The sequence below is a fragment of the Streptomyces sp. NPDC042336 genome (assembly GCF_055581985.1).
This window is the reverse complement of record NZ_JBVJEA010000010.1, coordinates 123834-141357: the sequence shown is the minus strand read 5'-3', so window position 1 is coordinate 141357 and position 17524 is coordinate 123834. Positions and strand designations below refer to the sequence as shown.

The 17524-nt window shown below is 70.1% G+C and carries 17 protein-coding genes and 1 tRNA gene; 7 read left to right on the top strand and 11 right to left on the bottom strand.

Going from position 1 to position 17524, the window contains the following annotated elements:
• Positions 1 to 6: 6 nt before the first annotated feature.
• The 3 genes from ACZ6IM_RS22385 (at position 7) to pknB (ending at position 5129) form a co-directional block, all read left to right on the top strand.
• Positions 7 to 1443, top strand: coding sequence for an FtsW/RodA/SpoVE family cell cycle protein (locus ACZ6IM_RS22385; RefSeq protein WP_052836709.1), 1437 nt, complete (start codon positions 7 to 9; stop codon positions 1441 to 1443).
• Entirely contained in the window at positions 1440 to 2912 is a 1473-nt protein-coding gene (locus ACZ6IM_RS22380; RefSeq protein WP_052836711.1) for a peptidoglycan D,D-transpeptidase FtsI family protein, read from the top strand. The genes ACZ6IM_RS22385 and ACZ6IM_RS22380 overlap by 4 nt, the downstream gene beginning before the upstream one ends.
• A gap of 189 nt (positions 2913 to 3101) precedes the next feature.
• Complete coding sequence (gene pknB / locus ACZ6IM_RS22375; RefSeq protein WP_469558446.1) at positions 3102 to 5129, top strand: Stk1 family PASTA domain-containing Ser/Thr kinase; 2028 nt, start codon at positions 3102 to 3104, stop codon at positions 5127 to 5129.
• Between the two features lie 85 nt (positions 5130 to 5214).
• On the opposite strand, the gene ACZ6IM_RS22370 is transcribed toward pknB, so the two are convergent.
• From ACZ6IM_RS22370 to ACZ6IM_RS22350, 5 genes are read right to left on the bottom strand one after another with little or no spacing between them, the layout of a single operon-like run.
• A complete protein-coding gene (locus ACZ6IM_RS22370) occupies positions 5215 to 5994 on the bottom strand; it encodes a class E sortase (RefSeq protein ID WP_052836715.1) in 780 nt (259 codons plus the stop codon).
• Between the two features lie 13 nt (positions 5995 to 6007).
• On the bottom strand, positions 6008 to 7045 hold the full coding sequence (locus ACZ6IM_RS22365; RefSeq protein ID WP_052836716.1) for a class E sortase: 1038 nt from the start codon (positions 7043 to 7045) through the stop codon (positions 6008 to 6010).
• Positions 7042 to 7680, bottom strand: coding sequence for an aminodeoxychorismate/anthranilate synthase component II (locus ACZ6IM_RS22360; protein ID WP_052836719.1), 639 nt, complete (start codon positions 7678 to 7680; stop codon positions 7042 to 7044). Before ACZ6IM_RS22360 ends, ACZ6IM_RS22365 begins: the two co-directional genes overlap by 4 nt.
• On the bottom strand, positions 7677 to 7859 hold the full coding sequence (locus ACZ6IM_RS22355; RefSeq protein WP_469558690.1) for a hypothetical protein: 183 nt from the start codon (positions 7857 to 7859) through the stop codon (positions 7677 to 7679). Before ACZ6IM_RS22355 ends, ACZ6IM_RS22360 begins: the two co-directional genes overlap by 4 nt.
• A gap of 59 nt (positions 7860 to 7918) precedes the next feature.
• Complete coding sequence (locus ACZ6IM_RS22350) at positions 7919 to 8698, bottom strand: DUF881 domain-containing protein (RefSeq protein WP_052836721.1); 780 nt, start codon at positions 8696 to 8698, stop codon at positions 7919 to 7921.
• A 151-nt stretch (positions 8699 to 8849) separates the two neighbouring features.
• On the opposite strand from ACZ6IM_RS22350, the gene crgA reads away from it, so the two are divergent.
• Positions 8850 to 9104: a cell division protein CrgA gene (gene crgA, locus ACZ6IM_RS22345; RefSeq protein ID WP_052836723.1), complete on the top strand. Its 255-nt coding sequence runs from the start codon at positions 8850 to 8852 to the stop codon at positions 9102 to 9104.
• Positions 9105 to 9372: 268 nt separating this feature from the next.
• Here crgA and ACZ6IM_RS22340 read toward each other — a convergent pair whose 3' ends face one another.
• Together ACZ6IM_RS22340 and ACZ6IM_RS22335 are read right to left on the bottom strand one after the other, a co-directional pair.
• Positions 9373 to 10266, bottom strand: coding sequence for a rhomboid family intramembrane serine protease (locus ACZ6IM_RS22340; RefSeq protein WP_469558441.1), 894 nt, complete (start codon positions 10264 to 10266; stop codon positions 9373 to 9375).
• A 104-nt stretch (positions 10267 to 10370) separates the two neighbouring features.
• Complete coding sequence (locus ACZ6IM_RS22335; RefSeq protein ID WP_469558438.1) at positions 10371 to 10904, bottom strand: peptidylprolyl isomerase; 534 nt, start codon at positions 10902 to 10904, stop codon at positions 10371 to 10373.
• Positions 10905 to 11224: 320 nt separating this feature from the next.
• Here ACZ6IM_RS22335 and ACZ6IM_RS22330 point away from each other — a divergent pair, with 320 nt between their 5' ends.
• Positions 11225 to 11926 carry a DUF5324 family protein gene (locus ACZ6IM_RS22330; protein ID WP_052836729.1) on the top strand — a complete coding sequence of 234 codons (702 nt, stop codon included), beginning with the start codon at positions 11225 to 11227 and terminating at the stop codon, positions 11924 to 11926.
• Between the two features lie 117 nt (positions 11927 to 12043).
• Here ACZ6IM_RS22330 and ACZ6IM_RS22325 read toward each other — a convergent pair whose 3' ends face one another.
• Together ACZ6IM_RS22325 and ACZ6IM_RS22320 are read right to left on the bottom strand one after the other, a co-directional pair.
• The gene (locus tag ACZ6IM_RS22325; protein ID WP_052836731.1) at positions 12044 to 12820 is read right to left on the bottom strand and encodes an isoprenyl transferase; all 777 of its coding nucleotides are present in this window, start codon (positions 12818 to 12820) and stop codon (positions 12044 to 12046) included.
• A 397-nt stretch (positions 12821 to 13217) separates the two neighbouring features.
• Positions 13218 to 13290, bottom strand: a tRNA-Ala gene (locus ACZ6IM_RS22320).
• A 179-nt stretch (positions 13291 to 13469) separates the two neighbouring features.
• On the opposite strand from ACZ6IM_RS22320, the gene ACZ6IM_RS22315 reads away from it, so the two are divergent.
• Both ACZ6IM_RS22315 and ACZ6IM_RS22310 read left to right on the top strand, forming a co-directional pair.
• The gene (locus ACZ6IM_RS22315) at positions 13470 to 14018 is read left to right on the top strand and encodes a helix-turn-helix domain-containing protein (RefSeq protein ID WP_052836734.1); all 549 of its coding nucleotides are present in this window, start codon (positions 13470 to 13472) and stop codon (positions 14016 to 14018) included.
• 86 nt (positions 14019 to 14104) lie between these two features.
• Entirely contained in the window at positions 14105 to 15709 is a 1605-nt protein-coding gene (locus ACZ6IM_RS22310) for a serine/threonine-protein kinase (RefSeq protein WP_469558432.1), read from the top strand.
• A 19-nt stretch (positions 15710 to 15728) separates the two neighbouring features.
• Here the strand turns inward: ACZ6IM_RS22310 and ACZ6IM_RS22305 are convergent, their stop codons facing one another.
• Together ACZ6IM_RS22305 and ACZ6IM_RS22300 are read right to left on the bottom strand one after the other, a co-directional pair.
• The gene (locus ACZ6IM_RS22305; RefSeq protein WP_052836739.1) at positions 15729 to 17084 is read right to left on the bottom strand and encodes a hypothetical protein; all 1356 of its coding nucleotides are present in this window, start codon (positions 17082 to 17084) and stop codon (positions 15729 to 15731) included.
• A 129-nt stretch (positions 17085 to 17213) separates the two neighbouring features.
• Positions 17214 to 17342, bottom strand: a complete 129-nt coding sequence (locus tag ACZ6IM_RS22300) for a DLW-39 family protein (RefSeq protein ID WP_003999697.1) — start codon at positions 17340 to 17342, stop codon at positions 17214 to 17216.
• Positions 17343 to 17524: the final 182 nt, after the last annotated feature.

Genomic DNA, 17524 nt, shown 5'->3' with positions numbered 1-17524 from the left:
CACACGATGAGCAGTACTACCAACCCGTCGACGCACCACACGTCCACGATCGGCGCCATCGGCGCCCCGAGCCGGCGCAACACCGAGCTGGCTCTGCTCGTGTTCGCCGTCCTGATCCCGGTCTTCGCCTACGCCAACGTGGGCCTGGCCATCAACGACGAGGTGCCCGCGGGCCTGTTGAGCTACGGCTTCGGCCTCGGCCTGCTGGCCGGCGTCGGCCACCTCGTCGTACGCAAGTTCGCGCCGTACGCGGACCCGCTGCTGCTGCCGCTGGCCACCCTGCTCAACGGCCTCGGACTCGTCGCCATCTGGCGCCTGGACCAGTCCGAGCTGCTCCAGAGCATCCACCAGGCCGGCACCGCCGCACCCCGCCAGCTGATCTACACCGCGATGGGCATCGCCCTGTTCGTCGCCGTACTCGTCTTCCTCAAGGACCACCGCGTCCTGCAGCGCTACACCTACATCTCCATGGTCGGCGCCCTGTTTCTGCTGCTGCTCCCGCTCGTACCGGGCCTCGGCAAGAACATCTACGGCGCCAAAATCTGGATCCAGGTCGGCTCCTTCTCCATCCAGCCCGGCGAGTTCGCCAAGATCGTCCTCGCGATCTTCTTCGCCGGCTACCTGATGGTGAAGCGCGACGCGCTCGCCCTGGCCAGCCGCCGCTTCATGGGCCTCTACCTGCCCCGTGGCCGCGACCTCGGCCCCATCCTGGTCGTCTGGATCGTCTCGATCCTCATCCTCGTCTTCGAGACCGACCTCGGCACCTCGCTGCTGTTCTTCGGCATGTTCGTGATCATGCTGTACGTCGCCACCGAGCGGACCAGCTGGATCGTCTTCGGCATGCTGATGTCCGCCGTCGGCGCCGTCGGCGTGGCCACCTTCGAGCCCCACATCCAGCAGCGCGTCGACGCCTGGCTCGACCCGATGCGGGAGTTCATGCTCTCCCGCGCCAACCAGGTCGGCCACTCCGAGCAGGCCATGCAGGCCCTGTGGGCCTTCGGCTCCGGCGGCACCCTCGGCACCGGCTGGGGCCAGGGCCACTCCGAGCTGATCCGCTTCGCCGCCAACTCCGACTTCATCCTCGCCACCTTCGGCGAGGAACTCGGCCTCGCCGGCCTGATGGCCCTGCTCCTGCTCTACGCCTTGATCGTGGAACGCGGCGTGCGCACCGCCCTCGCCGCCCGCGACCCCTTCGGCAAGCTCCTCGCCATCGGCCTCTCCGGCGCCTTCGCCCTCCAGGTCTTCGTCGTCGCCGGCGGTGTCATGGGTCTCATCCCGCTCACCGGTATGACCATGCCCTTCCTGGCCTACGGCGGTTCCTCCGTCATCGCCAACTGGGCGTTGATCGGCATTCTGCTGCGCATCAGCGACACCGCGCGCAGACCGGCACCCGCCGCGCCCGCCAACCCCGACGCCGAGATGACCCAGGTGGTCCGACCGTGAACAAGCCACTGCGCCGGATCGCGATCTTCTGCGGCCTCCTCGTCCTCACCCTCCTCATCCGGGACAACTGGCTCCAGTACGTCCAGGCCGACGAGCTCAAGGAGGACGAGCACAACCGCCGGGTCGCCATCGAGCGGTACGCCAGCCCCCGCGGCGACATCATCGTCGACGGCAAGGCCATCACCGGACACGCCACCACCGAGGGCGACTTCAAGTACAAGCGCACCTACAAGGACGGCGCCATGTGGGCGCCCGTCACCGGCTACGTCTCCCAGGCCTTCGGCGCCACCCAGCTCGAGTCCATCGACGACGGCATCCTCACCGGCAACGACGACCGGCTCTTCTTCCGCAACACCCTCGACATGATCACGGGCGAGAAGCGCGAGGGCGGCAACGTCGTCACCACCCTCAACAGCGCCGCCCAGAAGGCCGCCTACAACGGTCTGAAGAAGCAGGGCGCCAAGGGCGCCGTCGTCGCGATCGAGCCGTCCACCGGCAAGATCCTCTCGATGGCCTCGTACCCCTCGTACGACCCCACCTCCATCGCGGGCAGCAACGACGCGGCCGGCGAGGCGTGGAACAGGCTCCAGAAGAAGAACAACCCCGACGACCCGATGCTCAACCGCGCCCTGCGCGAGGCCTACCCGCCCGGCTCCACCTTCAAGGTGGTCACGGCGGCGGCGGCACTGGAGCACGGCAAGTACACCTCGGCCGACGAGAAGACCGACTCCCCGCTGCCGTGGACCATGCCCGGCACCACCACGCCCCTGCCGAACGAGGGCGACCTCCCCTGCGAGAACGCCACCCTCCGCGAGGCACTGCGCGTCTCCTGCAACACCGTGTTCGGCAAGATCGGCTACGACCTCGGCAACGACAAGATGCTCGAGACGGCCAAGAAGTTCGGCTTCACCAAGGAGCAGTTCGTCCCCGTCCGGTCCAGCGCCTCGGTCTTCTCCGACGACATGAACGACTCGCAGGTCGCGCTCTCCTCCATCGGCCAGTTCAACACCGCGGCCACCCCGCTGCAGATGGCCATGGTCACCTCGGCCATCGCCAACAACGGCACCCTGATGAAGCCGTACATGGTCGACGCGCTGCAGGCCCCCAACCTCGACACCATCGAGAAGACGGACCCCGAGGAGATGAGCAAGCCGCTGTCCGCGGACAACGCCCAGATCCTCCAGTCCATGATGGAGACCGTCGTCAAGGACGGCACGGGAACCAACGCCCAGATCGACGGCGTCACGGTGGGTGGCAAGACCGGTACCGCACAGCACGGCGTCGACAACAGCGAGAACCCCTACGCCTGGTTCATCTCGTACGCCAAGACCGACGACGGCAGCTCGCCCGTCGCCGTGGCCGTGGTGATCGAGGACGAGAACGCCAGCCGCGACGACATCTCCGGCGGCGGCCTCGCGGCACCGATCGCGAAGAACGTCATGGAGGCCGTCATCGACAGCAAGAAGTGACCGCGCCATGAACGGGACGTGACTCCGGTCACGTCCCCTTCACATCGGCGCACGTTGCGATACCGGTCCTGTATCGGCTGTCCGGCTCGGCCAAGGGGCCCGGAGCAAGCCGGGTACGGTAGGCCGGACGGCAGCCTCCGACCGTACAAGCATGCCGGTCGGGACCGACGGAGAGGGCTGGTAGTAACCATGGAAGAGCCGCGTCGCCTCGGCGGCCGGTACGAGCTGGGCCCGGTGCTCGGCCGTGGTGGCATGGCGGAGGTTTACCACGCTCATGACACCCGGCTCGGACGCCAGGTGGCGGTGAAGACGCTGCGCGCGGACCTCGCGCGCGATCCGTCCTTCCAGGCCCGCTTCCGCCGGGAGGCCCAGTCGGCCGCCTCGCTCAACCACCCCGCGATCGTGGCGGTCTACGACACGGGCGAGGACTACATCGACAACGTGTCGATCCCGTACATCGTCATGGAGTACGTCGACGGCTCCACGCTCCGTGAGCTGCTCCACTCCGGCCGCAAGCTGCTGCCGGAGCGGACGCTGGAGATGACCATCGGCATCCTCCAGGCGCTGGAGTACTCGCACCGGGCCGGCATCGTCCACCGCGACATCAAGCCGGCCAACGTCATGCTCACCCGCAACGGCCAGGTCAAGGTCATGGACTTCGGCATCGCCCGCGCCATGGGCGACTCCGGCATGACGATGACGCAGACCGCCGCCGTGATCGGCACCGCCCAGTACCTCTCCCCGGAGCAGGCCAAGGGCGAGCAGGTCGACGCCCGCTCCGACCTGTACTCCACGGGCTGCCTGCTCTACGAGCTGCTCACGGTGCGTCCGCCGTTCGTCGGCGACTCGCCGGTGGCCGTCGCCTACCAGCACGTGCGCGAGGAACCGCAGGCGCCGAGCGTCTTCGACCCCGAGATCACGCCCGAGATGGACGCGATCGTGCTGAAGGCCCTGGTCAAGGACCCGGACTACCGCTACCAGTCGGCCGACGAGATGCGCGCCGACATCGAGGCATGCCTCGACGGCCAGCCCGTCGGCGCCACCGCCGCGATGGGCGCCATGGCCGCCGGCGGTTACGGCGCCTACCCCGACGACCAGCCGACCACCGCGCTGCGCTCCGACGCGGGTGCCGGTGCCACGACCATGCTGCCGCCCATGAACCCGGACGACGGCGGCTACGGCTACGACGACCGCCCCGACCGGCGCCGCCAGCAGCCCCGCAAGAAGAACACGGCCACGATCTTCCTGGTCCTGGCCGGCATCCTCGTCCTCGTCGGCGCCATCCTGATCGGCAAGTACGCCTTCAGCGGGGGCGGGGACCCGGGCGGCGGCAAGGTCGACGTGCCCGCCCTGATCGGTCAGACGCAGGACGACGCCGAGCAACTACTCACCAACTCCGACCTCAAGCTGGGCACGGTCGAGCAGAAGCCCTGCGAGGACCAGAAGAAGGGCAGCGTCTGCGACCAGGACCCCAAGCAGGGCACCTCGGTCGACAAGCAGTCCACCGTCAACCTGGTGGTCTCCACGGGCGCGCCCAAGGTCGCCGTCCCGAACGTCATCGACAAGAACGTCGACGACGCCACCCAGCAGCTCGAGGACAAGGGCTTCAAGGTCGAGACCAAGCAGACCGAGTCCTCCCAGGACGAGGGCACGGTGCTCAGCCAGGACCCGGACCCGGGCAAGGAGCTGGAGAAGGGCTCCACGGTGACCCTGGAGGTCGCCAAGGCCGAGGAGAAGGCCACGGTGCCGGACGTCGTCGGGCGCAGCTGTGACGAGGCCAAGGCCCAGATGGAGAGCAACGGCCTCGACGCCACCTGCACCGACCAGCCCACCAACGACCCGAACCAGGTGGACAAGGTCATCTCCACCACACCCCAGGCGAACCAGCAGGTCGACCCGGGCTCGAAGGTCACGATCGTGGTCGGCAAGGCCGTGGAGAAGAAGAAGGTGCCCGAGATCAGGCTCGGTACGCCCCTCTCCCAGGCCCAGCAGACCCTGCAGCAGGCCGGCTTCACCAACATCCAGGTCAACGGTCCCAGCGACGGCAACGCGGTCGTCATAGGGCAGAACCCGCCGGCCAACAGCGAGGTCGACGACCCGGCCGGCACGCAGATCACCCTCACCACGGTGGGCGGCAACGGCGGAAACGGCGGCAACAACGGCGGCGGCAACAATGGCGGCGGCGTCATCGCCGGCCTCACCGGAGGCCGGGACTGACCCGCCCGCCAGGACGACCGGAGCCCCGGCCCCCCAGCTCAGCGGGGGGACCGGGGCTCCGTCGTCGGCGCCGGTGCGGTGGGCCTCAGCGCAGTTCCTCCGGCGGCGTCCGGTCCTCGTCCACCTTCTGCGTGCGAACCAGTTCGCCCCACACCACGTAGCGGTAGCGGCTCGTGTAGACCGGGGTGCAGGTCGTCAGGGTGATGTAGTGGCCGGCCTTCTTCTTGCCGGACTCGCCGGGGACCGCGTCCAGGACGTCGACGTTGAACTTCGACGTCTCGGGCAGGACGGCGTACGCCTTGTACACGTACCAGGTGTCCTTCGTCTCGAAGACGATCGGGTCGCCCTTCTCGATCTTGTCGATGTTGTGGAACTTGGCGCCGTGCCCGTCGCGGTGGGCGGCGAGCGAGAAGTTGCCCTTCTTGTCCGAGGTGGGCAGCGTCGCCTTGACCGGGTCGGTGTAGTAGCCGGCCACGCCGTCGTTGAGGACCTTCATCGACGTGCCCTTCTCCACCAGGACGTCGCCCTCGCCCATCGCCGGGACGTGCAGGAAGCCGATGCCCGCCTTGGTGTCCAGCGCCCCCGGGCCGTCCGAGCCCACCCGGTCCTGGGCCCAGTTGTCCCGGACCTTCTCCGCCTGCTTGTCCGCCGCCCGGTCGGCGACCACGTTCGTCCACCACAGCGAGTAGACGACGAACAGGCCCATCACCAGACCCGCGGTGATGAGCAGCTCGCCGAAGACGCTGACCGCCTGCGCGACGATCCGCCGGGGGCCGCGTCCGCGCCCGCGGCGGTCCGCCCCGGTGTCCGGTGGACCGTCCTCGCCGGCGTGCTCCTGGTGCTCCGTGTCGGTGGTCGCTGCCACTGGTCATCCGCCCTTAACTGACGAGCGCATCCGGCTTGCCCTTGCTGCGCGGCCGTTCCTCGACCATCTTGCCCCAGACGATCATGCGGTACTTGCTGGTGAACTCCGGCGTGCAGGTGGTGAGGGTGATGTAGCGGCCGGGTCCCTTGAAGCCGGACTGCTTCGGGACCGGTTCCAGCACACTGACGTTGCTCGGCGACGTCACCGGCAGGATCGACGCCATCTTGTACACGAAGTACTTGTCCTGCGTCTCCACCACGATCGGGTCGCCCGGCTCCAGCTTGTTGATGTACCGGAACGGCTCGCCGTGCGTGTTGCGGTGCCCCGCCAGCCCGAAGTTGCCCGTCTTCGCGTCCGGCATCGCCGTCTTCAGCCCGTCCTCCGCGTAGTGCCCGACCATGCCCCGGTCCAGCACCTTCTTGCTGCTGATGCCCTCCGCGATGGGCACCACCACGTCCAGCTTGGGAATGTGCAGCAGCGCGAACCCCTGGCCCGGTTCGAACGATCCCGGATTGCGCCTGCCGTTCGCCCAGTCGTCCTGGAGGTTGCTCGCGGCCTGGTCCGCCTGCGCGTGCGCCCGCACGTTCGTCCACCACAGCTGGTAGGTGACGAACAGCAGCATCAGCACACCGGTCGTGATGAAGATCTCACCGATCGCCCGGCTGGCGATCACCGCGGCGCCGGGCTTGCGCGCACGGGCCTGCCGACGGGCCTCCACGCGCGACAGGGGCGCCTTCGGGGCCTCCTCGGCATCCCGCTCCGGAGACTGGCCCCTGGGCGCCCCACGGCGCCCGTGACGCCGTTTCGCGGCCTTCCTGCGGGCCGCGCGGCCCTCGCCCACGGGGCCATCCCCAGCAGGGGCGGCGGAGCCGCTTTCGGCGGCCGTCCGGCGCACCGGGGGCTCCGGGACCCGCAGCGCCACCGTCTCGTCGTCGAGGAGCGGCGGCCGGTACTGCTCCCCGAACGCACCGGAATCCCCGTACGGCTGCCCGTACGGGGATCCCTGGTCACCGGCCGTGCCGGAGTCGCGCTCGGGGCGCAGGGCGGTCACGCCGTGGCCCTGCCCACCACCGGGGCGAGCCCCGCCGACCTCGCCACCGCGTCCTGGTCGCCGCACTCCACCAGCCAGTTGGCCAGCATCCGGTGCCCGTGCTCGGTCAGCACCGACTCCGGGTGGAACTGCACGCCCTCGACGAGCAGTTCCCGGTGACGCAGGCCCATCACGATCCCGTCGGGCGTACGGGCCGTCACCTCCAGCTCCGCCGGCACCGTGGCCGGCTCCGCCGCCAGCGAGTGGTACCGCGTCGCGGTGAACGGCGAAGGCAGGCCCGCGAAGACGCCCTTGTCCGTGTGCTCGACCGGCGAGGTCTTGCCGTGCAGCAGCTCCGGCGCCCGGTCCACCACACCGCCGTAGGCCACCTGCATCGACTGCATGCCCAGGCACACGCCGAAGACCGGCACCCCGGTCGCCGCGCAGTGCCGCACCATCTCGACGCAGACCCCGGCCTGCTCCGGCGTACCCGGGCCGGGCGAGAGCAGTACGCCGTCGAAGCCGTCCTGGGCGTGGGCCGTCGACACCTCGTCGTTGCGCAGCACCTCGCACTCGGCGCCGAGTTGGTACAGGTACTGGACCAGGTTGAAGACGAAGCTGTCGTAGTTGTCGACGACGAGGATGCGCGCGCTCACTGGTTGTCCACCGTCACATCGTTGAAGGGGAGCAGCGGTTCCGCCCACGGGAAGACGTACTGGAAGAGGACGTAGACCACGATCATCGCCAGCATGAGCGAGAGCAGCGCCTTCACCCACGCGTTCCCCGGCAGATGCCGCCAGATCCAGCCGTACATGCCGTCCCTTCCGTCGCACACGGCGCCAGACTCACGCCGTACCGCACCAGACTAGCGGCGCCGGGCCCCGCGGAACGGCCCTAATCCACAGGCTGGGCATAGTGCAGGTCCGCCGTGCCCGAGTAGCCCGGCAGCGTCACCCGCCCGTCGTCCTCGACCTTCCAGCCGAGCCCGTAGACGTTGACGTACACCATGTAGTTCTGGATCGCCGGTGACTTCGCCAACGCCTTCTTCAGCCGCTCCGGATCACCGACCGCCTGGATCTTGTACGGCGGTGAGTAGACGCGGCCCTGGAGGATCAGGGTGTTGCCCACGCAGCGCACCGCGCTGGTGGAGATCAGCCGCTGGTCCATGACCTTGATGCCGTCCGCGCCGCCCTGCCACAGCGCGTTCACCACGGCCTGCAGATCCTGCTGGTGGATCACCAGGTAGTCGGGCTGGGGTTCCGGATAGCCGGGGAGCTTCGCGGTGGCGTCCGGCGGGGCGTCGTCGAGCGTGACGGTGATCGCCTCGCCCTTCACCCTCTGCGTGCCCGCCTTCTCCTCCAGCGCCGCGAGCTTGTCGTCCTCCGACTTGGTCCGGCCGTCGTCGCGCTCGGCGAGCGATTCGACGTCCTCGCGCAGGGTCCCGTTGGACTCCTCCAGATCTCCGTTCTCCCGGCTGCGCTCGTGGATGAGATCGGACAACTTGAGCAAAGAGGCGTCCGTACGGATATTGGTGCCCTTCGCGGTATTGAAGCTGGTGAAGAAAATAAGTCCCGCGAGTGCGAAGACGGCCGCGGTGAGTACCCGCACGGGCCGGAAACGGCGCCGGCGGACAGGGCTGGATCCGGTCCCGGGGGAGTCGGCAGAATTGCTCAACGTACCCTTATCTCCTTCGGCGCCACGGAAGGACTACGCTAACGGACGCCCGGGGAGCGCTCAGAGTCCCCTTGTCCCCATGTACGCCGCACCCCGAGACCGAGCCCCGTTCCCTGCGCGGCCACGCAGCGCATCGACAGGAGAGACCCTCGTGCCGAAGTCACGTATCCGCAAGAAGGCCGATTACACGCCGCCGCCCTCGAAGCAGGCGACCAGCATCAAGCTGACCAACCGCGGCTGGGTGGCGCCGGTCATGCTGGCCATGTTCGTCATCGGCCTGGCCTGGATCGTCGTCTTCTACGTCACCGACGGTTCGCTGCCGATCGACTCCCTGGGCAACTGGAACATCGTGGTGGGCTTCGGTTTCATCGCCGCGGGATTCGGCGTCTCCACGCAGTGGAAGTAGCCCCGGCGGCGACTCCCCGGTAGCTCTGCCCAGGGGTATTCACGGAGTTATCCACAGGCGCTGTCCACATGGTGGGGAAAAAGAAAGACGATCTGTGGATAACCTGCCGGACATTGACACCAGTGTGACCGAAGTACCGGCTGGACCCAGGTTCCGAAAGCATGTTCGCCCCTTGCCTGACCTGCGAAAACACTGGTCAGTGACAGGGGGCACACATGTTCCCGCACGCTGTGCACAAGATCCGCCACCTACTGTGGACAACGGGCGCTCAGGTGAGCTGGACCGTCCTCAACAGGGTCAGTCCGACGACGACCAGGAGGACCAGCGCACAGGTGCCGTACTGGACGAGCGTGCGCCGTTCGCGCGGGGCGTGGAGCATGGCGTAGCCGATCACGGCACCCGCGACGAGGCCGCCGACGTGGGCCTGCCAGGAGATGTTGCTCCGGGTGAAGGTGAAGATCAGGCTGATCACCAGCAGGATGACGACCGGCCGCATGTCGGCGTTGAGCCGGCGGACGAGCGCGGCGGTGGCGCCGAAGAGGCCGAAGATCGCGCCGGAGGCGCCGAGGGTGGCCGTGGTGGGTGACGCGAGCAGGTAGGCGAGGACGCTGCCGGCGAGCCCGGAGACGAGGTAGAGCGCGAGGTAGCGGGCTCTGCCGAGGGCCGCTTCCAGGGGGCCGCCGAGGAACCAGAGGCTGATCATGTTGAAGCCGATGTGCCAGATCTCCTCGTGGGTGAACATCGTGGTCACCAGGCGGTACCACTCGCCCTCCGCGACGCCCTCGGTCGGGACGAAGGGGGCGGGGGGCCAGCGTCCGATGAGCACCATGTCGCCGAGGAAGGACGACGGGAGCGCCTGGACGGCGATGAACACCGCCACGTTGATCCCGATCAGGATCTTGGTGACGAGGTGGGGGTCGGCCGCGACCGTCCCACCCGCGAGGGTGCGGGGGCGAGCGGCACTCGGGGCCGGTCCACCGCCCCCGGGGGTGCGGCCCGCGGCGCAGTCGGGGCAGTGGAAGCCGACGGAGGCGTTGACCATGCAGTCCGTGCAGATGGGGCGCTCGCAGCGGGTGCAGCGGATGCCGGTCTCGCGGTCGGGGTGGCGATAGCAACCGGGCAGGCTCTGGGCGTCCGGTCGGCCGGCGGCCGCGTGGTCCATGGCATCCCCTCGGTCGTCCCTGCGGGCGGTGTGTGCAGATGCACCGCCCCGCCCTTCTCTACGGATGGGCGGGGCGTTTGGTTCCTGCCCGGTGCGCGGGTGCGTCAGGCGTTCCGCGTTTCGATGACGACCGACTCGAGGACGATGTCGGTGAGGGGGCGCTCGGTGCGGGGGTTGGCCGGGGCGGCGGCGATGGCGTCGACGACCTTCTGGCTGGCCGCGTCGGTCACTTCGCCGAAGATCGTGTGCTTGCGGTTGAGCCAGGTCGTCGGGGAGACGGTGATGAAGAACTGCGAGCCGTTGGTGCCGGGACCGGCGTTGGCCATGGCCATCAGATAGGGCCTGTCGAAGGCGAGGTCGGGGTGGAACTCGTCCGGGAACTGGTAACCCGGGTCGCCGGTGCCGTTGCCCAGCGGATCGCCGCCCTGGATCATGAAGCCGCTGAGGACCCGGTGGAAGACGGTGCCGTCGTAGAGCCTGGCCATGGACGTCTCGCCGGTGGCGGGGTGGGTCCACTCCCGTTCGCCGCGGGCCAGCTCGACGAAGTTCTTGACGGTCCTGGGCGCATGGTTCGGCAGCAGCCGGACCTCGATGTCACCTTGGCCGGTCTTCAGGGTGGCGTAGAGCTGCTCGGCCACGATGTGCCTTCCCTCGTCCTGTTGTGCGCATCGATACTCGCACGGTCGGGGGCGCGTTCGTCGCTCATCCCGCTGGGTCACGAGCGTGGGACGCCGATCCGTGGCATGGTCGTGGGCAGGCGTGTGTTGCCCGGTATTCATCCGCTTTTGATGTCGATCAGCTCTTGTTCGCAACTTCATCACCAGTTGTCCCAGAGGGCGCGGCCGCATCGTCCGTGACCCGGATGCCCGCCCTCACATGCCTGGTGGTGCGTCCCCAGGCATGATCCGTAAAAGGGTGGAAAGTCGAATTACCGTACGCCACCGAGGAGGAGGAACCCGTGACCCGCATCGACAGCGTGCGCGCCGCGACCGGTTCGGCGAAGGACAGCGTGCTGCACGCCGCGGAAGTGGTGGCGCCCTACGCCGACACGGCCAAGGACAGGGCCGCTCACTATGCACAGGAGGCGCGCGTACGGCTGGCGCCCAAGGTGTCGCAGGCCGCAGACCAGGCCCGTCTTCAGTACGGCGCGCATGTCGCGCCGCGGCTGGAGCAGGCCCGTACGCATGTGCCGCCGAAGATGGACGCGGCCGCGCAGGAGGCCGCGGTCCGTACGCGTCTGGCCGCTCGGCAGGCGGCCGACTATTCACGACCGAGGATTGAGCAGGCGGTGGCCGCGGCCGGTCCCGTGCGCGACGAGGCCACGGCGCGTGGTGCGGCCGCGCTGGCCGCGCTGCGTGGTCAGGTCACGGCGAAGGAGATCCAGCGGCTGACGCGCAAGCACCAGCGACGGGCCAAGGCCGGTCGGGTCGCCAAGGTCCTCGCGGTGGTCGGCATCGTCGCGGGCGGCGCCTTCGCCGCGTGGAAGTGGTGGGACAAGCAGGCCAACCCGGACTGGCTGGTGGAGCCGCCGGAGGCGACGGAGGTTCCCGAGTCGGGCCGGCTGACGTCGGTGGACGGTACCGGCGAGGCGATCCTCGATCCCGAGGTGCAGGCCAAGCAGGCCCAGGAGGAGGCGGCGGAGGGCGACGAGCCCCGCTGACCCTCGCTCGCCGTCACGGCGTCGGACGCCTGCCTGTCGTCTCCTCACCGCCGCGGGGCGGGAGACCAGTGGTCTCCCGCCCCGCGGCGGTGATGTTTCACGTGAAACGAACGGTGCTCAGCGGCCGTAGCGGCGTTCCCGGAGGGAGTAGGAGCGCAGGGCCCGCAGGAAGTCGATCTCGCGGAAGTCCGGCCAGTAGGTCTCGCAGAAGTGGACCTCGGCGTAGGCGGACTGCCAGAGCAGGAACCCGGAGAGCCGCTGCTCGCCGGAGGTGCGGATGATGAGGTCGGACTCGGACCGTGTCTTGGAGTACAGGTGCTTGGAGATGTGCTCCATGGTGAAGGTCTCGATGAACTCGTCGATGTCGCCGCCCTGGGAGCTGTGCTCCATCAGGGCGGAGCGCACGGCGTCGACGATCTCGCGCCTGCCTCCGTAGCCCACGGCGACGTCGACCTTGGTGCCGCCCTTGCGGCCCTGGGTGGCGGCGGTGGCGGTCTTGAGGCGGCTCGCGGACTCGGCAGGCAGCAGGTCCAGGGCGCCGACGGCTTCGACGGGCCAGGGGTTGCCCGGCGCGGCCAGCTGCTCGACTACCTCGGCGATGATGTCGATCAGCGGGTTCAGCTGCTCTTCGGGCCGGTGGAGGTTGTCGTCGGAGAGCATGAACAGGGTGACGTGCTCGATCTGTGCGGAGTCGCACCAGCGCAGGAAGTCCAGCACCTTCGCGCCGCCGGCCCGGTAGCCCTCGCGGGGGTCGTCGATGCCCGACATCTTGGCCCACCGGCGGTTGCCGTCGAGCATGATGCCGATGTGCTGGGGGCGTGGGCGTCCTTCCAACTCCCTGACCAGCCGCTTCATGTAGAGCGCGTCAAGAGCGGCTCGTACCTTCGCCCGCATGGTCTATCCCTTCCACCTCGTCGGTAGCGATCGGACGGCTCCGACGGCGACGAGCCACCTGGCACCGCCCCGCGGGGGTGTGGCGCTGGTGCCCTGTGGGGTGACGATATCAAGAGCGGACAGCGCCGCCCGGGCGCCGAGAGAGGCCCGTCCGTGAGCCCGTTCCGGTGCCGGCGCGGGCACCGGAGCGATGTTCCACGTGGTCAACTGGCCCTTTCCCTGCGCTTGTTGGTGATCACCCGGTCCGTGCGGGCGGTGTCGGGCACGGTGTGGAGGTGACGACGGTGAGCAACGTCTCCGTCCGCCGGGGCCCCGGAGGGCCTGGCCACTGCGGCCCGCCTGGAGAGAACAGAGCGCCTCCGACCTGGGTTTCCGCAGGTCGGAGGCGTCTTGAGGGTGGAGCCTAGGGGAGTCGAACCCCTGACATCTGCCATGCAAAGACAGCGCTCTACCAACTGAGCTAAGGCCCCTCGGAGGCGTCGCCGGTCCTGGTGTCGCGGACCGTCGGGTGCCGCGGACAAGAGTACCGGGTCGCCCCCCGTATCTCACAAATGATTGGGGGTCCCGGGGAACGACCACGCTCCGTAAGATGCTCGGCGTGGTTCGCTGGAGCGAACTGCGGTTTTTGGGGAAGCGATGGGGAGACGCAATGGACGCCGCACAGCAGGAAGCCACCGCAAGAGCGCGGGAACTGCAGCGGAACTGGTACGGGGAGCCGCTGGGGGCGCTCTTCCGCAGGCTTATCGACGATCTCGGTCTCAACCAGGCTCGTCTCGCGGGGGTGCTGGGGCTGTCCGCACCGATGCTGTCGCAGCTGATGAGCGGCCAGCGGGCGAAGATCGGCAATCCCGCGGTGGTCCAGCGGGTGCAGCTGCTGCAGGACCTGGCGGGGCAGGTCGCCGACGGCAGTGTGAGCGCGGCCGAGGCCACCGAGCGCATGGACGAGATCAAGAAGTCGCAGGGGGGCTCGGTGCTCAGCAACACCACGACGTCCACCGGTAGTTCGGGGGCGCCCACGGTCAAGCGGGTGGTCCGGGAGATCCAGTCGCTGCTGCGCTCGGTGGCGGCCGCCGGGGACATCATCGACGCGGCGGACTCCCTCTCCTCCTCGCACCCCGAGCTGGCGGAGTTCCTGCGGGTGTACGGCGCGGGCCGCACCTCGGACGCGGTCGCGCACTACCAGTCCCACCAGAACTGATCCCGCGGTCCCGGTCGCCGAGGGGGTCGGCGGCCGGGCCGGCGGGAGTGGCGCGACAGGTCCCAGGGGAGGAGCGGCGCACAGCCATGGGTGAGGTCTTCGCGGGCCGGTACGAGCTGGTCGACCCGATCGGCCGGGGCGGGGTGGGTGCCGTCTGGCGTGCCTGGGACCACCGGCGCAGGCGTTATGTGGCCGCGAAAGTGCTTCAGCAGCGGGACGCGCACTCGCTGCTGCGGTTCGTCCGTGAGCAGGCGCTGCGGATCGATCATCCCCATGTGCTGGCGCCCGCGAGCTGGGCCGCCGACGACGACCAGGTCCTGTTCACGATGGACCTGGTCACGGGTGGCTCGCTGGTCCACCTGGTCGGGGACTACGGGCCCCTGCCGCCCGATTTCGTGTGCACGGTGCTCGACCAGCTCCTGTCGGGGCTGGCCGCGGTGCACGGGGAGGGCGTGGTGCACCGGGACATCAAGCCCGCCAACCTGCTCCTCGAGGCGACGGGGACGGGCCGTCCGCGCCTCAGGCTGTCCGACTTCGGCATCGCGATGCGGCTGGGTGAGCCCCGGCTGACGGAGACCGACCTCGTGGTGGGGACGCCGGGTTATCTCGCCCCGGAGCAGATGATGGGGGCGGAGCCGGACTTCCCGGCGGACCTGTTCGCGGTGGGTCTGGTCGCCCTGTATCTGCTGGAGGGGGCCAAGCCGGACGCCAGGGCACTCGTGCAGCACTTCGCCGAGCACGGTACGCCGCCCGCGCCGCGGGGGATACCCGAGCCGTTGTGGCAGGTCGTGGCGACGCTGCTGCAACCGGATCCGTCGGCGAGGTTCCGTACCGCGACGGGGGCGCGCAAGGCGCTGGCCGCGGCGGTGGAACTGCTGCCGGAGCCCGGGCCCGACGACGAACTGATCGAGATCTTCGACCAAGTGGGCCCGCTGCCCACGGGGTTCGGCCCCGCGGGCCCGCTCAAGCGGGCCTCCGGTGTGGACGACGTACCGACGGACCCGCGACGACGCCCTCCAGGCGTGACCCCGTCGCCGCACGCCACGCCGCCGGCGCCCCCTTGGCCGACCACGCCCCCGCCCGGGCCGTCCCCGACCCCGACCCCCGACCGCACACCCCCCACGCCACCGGCCGGCCCGCAGGCCGACCGGCACCGGCCGTCCCCCGCCATGCCGGGCGCGGCCTCGGCACCGGCGTCCACACCACCCGGCGCACCGTCGACGGCGACCGGGCACACGCCCTCCCCGGCCGGCCAGGGCTGGACACCCTCCGTCCCCACCGCGCCGCCGTCGGTGCCCGGGACGGCACGGTCGGCCACGGACGGCACACGGCGGGCGGGTGACATGTCGGAGACCGGCAGTTTCCGCCTGCCGCCCCCACGCCCGGCCGACACCGCCGCGTCGGCTTCGACGGCCGACGCGGCGCAACCGCCCGCGCAACAACCGGCGTTCACGGGCGCACCACAGCACCTGCCGCTTCCCGCCCGGGCCCTCACGCCCTCCCCGCCGCAGCGCGCCGACGTCCCCACCGCCGCGTACACCGCCCGGAACCCGCGGTCCGCACCTCCCGCCCAGCACCGTGGGGCACGGCGGCGCCGCCGTCCCGGTCCGCCGGCCCGGGTGGCCCTGCCGCTGCTGCTGCTCGCGCTGGCCTGCTACGCCGTCGGTTTCTGGGCGCTGACCCGTATCTGAGCCCGGCGCCGGAAGGGGCTCAGGCCCTGCGCCGGGCCGCCGCCGTCCACACGCCGAGGCCGAGGAGCAGCAGGCTGCCGGTGCCGATCCCGCCGACGGCGACCGCCTTCATGGTGAGGTCGTCGTCCGGGGGCGCGCTCCCCGGCGCGGCCGCACGGTCCTGTGCGGAGACCTCGAAGAGGCCCCTCGGCCGGGACTCCCCCGCGTAGTCGGGGCCGGTGCCCGCCGTTCCCCCCAGTCGCAGGCGCAGCGTCAGTCCGAACGGGCCCTGGCCGAAGTCGTCGGCGACCTGGGCCGCGAGGTGGACCACGACGTAGTAGTCCCCGGCGAACCGCAGCGCGCCGACCTGTCCGGCGGTGGCGTACCGGTTGGGGTACGCCACGGGCGGCAGGGGGGCGAGGCCGACGGTGGTCCGGCGCCCGGTGTAGCCCCTGGCGGCGGCGTCGACCTCGCCGCGGACGGGGTTGTGGAGGGCCAGACGCAGGGCCCCGGTGGCATAGCCGGAGGCGTCCGCGGAACCGGCGAGTTCGGCGCCGGCGTACACCTGGCGGCCCCAGTCGACCGGCACCTTGTAGTAGAGGGTCTCCCCGGGCCGGATGTCGTCACGCCAGACGCCCTGCCCGACGGGGGTGGCGTGGGCGAAGCCGTTGCCGCCCGCCCGGCGTTCCGGCTCACCGGCGAGCGGTTCGGGCGAGGCGGAGTCCCAGGTCTCGGGCGCCTCGGTGGCACCGGCCTGGCGCGGGCGGGGTTCGGTGGCGGCGGTGAGCTCCAGGTCCCAGTCGTCCGGCGGGGAGTCCTGGGGCCGGGTCCGCTCGACGCCGACGTAGTAGGTGCCGGGGTCCTGGCACCTACTGGCGCCGGAGTCGATCTCGCGCATGCCCCACGCGGTGACCGGGCGGGGGCTGCGGGCGGCGCCGAAGGTCGCGCTCTGCACGGAGCACGAGCCGCCGTCGGCGTCCTGCACGGAGACCCGGATGCCGTCGACAGCGGTGACCTCGCCGTCGGCGCCGGGTACGGCGGTGACGGAGACGTAGGCGTCGGAGGCGTCGTCGAGTTCGAGGCGGTAATAGAGGACGCCGTTCCTCGGCAGGGCACTGCGGTATGTGGAGCCGGCCTCCAGCGGTTCGGCGCCTGCGGGGGCACCCGCGCCCGCGATCCGCACGGCGTCACCGGCGAAGTCGTACCCGGCGGTCGCACCGGCCGAGCCGAACTCACCGGCCGCAACGGCGGTGGCCCCGGGCAGGGCGGCGGTCGTGGCCAGTGCCAGTACGGCGGCCACCACGGCCACCCGCCCGGACGCCGTCGGCCGTACCGTCACCGTCGGCCGCGCCCGCCCCGTTCCCGCGCGCCGCCGAGCCGTACACCACCGTCCCATGACCCGCCACCCCTCGCACTCACCGGCGCCGTAGCCGCCCGCCCCCAGCGGACCGTGCCCCGTCGGGGCAACACAAAACCCCGACCGTTTGACGGCCGGGGCCTGCTCAGGACCGGATGTCGGTCGTTCTCACGAACCCGTGGGCACGGAGTCAGTCGCCTCCGTCCACAGATCCTGCTCGGCGCGATCCGCCTGGATCTGGCGGTACACGAGGAGCCCGCCGATGGCGGCCAGTGCGACCAGGAGAAGCTTCTTCACCGCGCGACCTCGTCTTTCCTTGACGTTGGGGACTTCTGGCGCCCGACTATACACACCGGCCGATACCGATCGGTGACCTGCGTCGGCGGTCAACTGCCCGTCGCCCGAGCCCTTTAGAAGCGGACGAACCCATTCTGATCGGAGGGTGATCACACCCTCACGGGCGGTGACTTTTGCCCGCC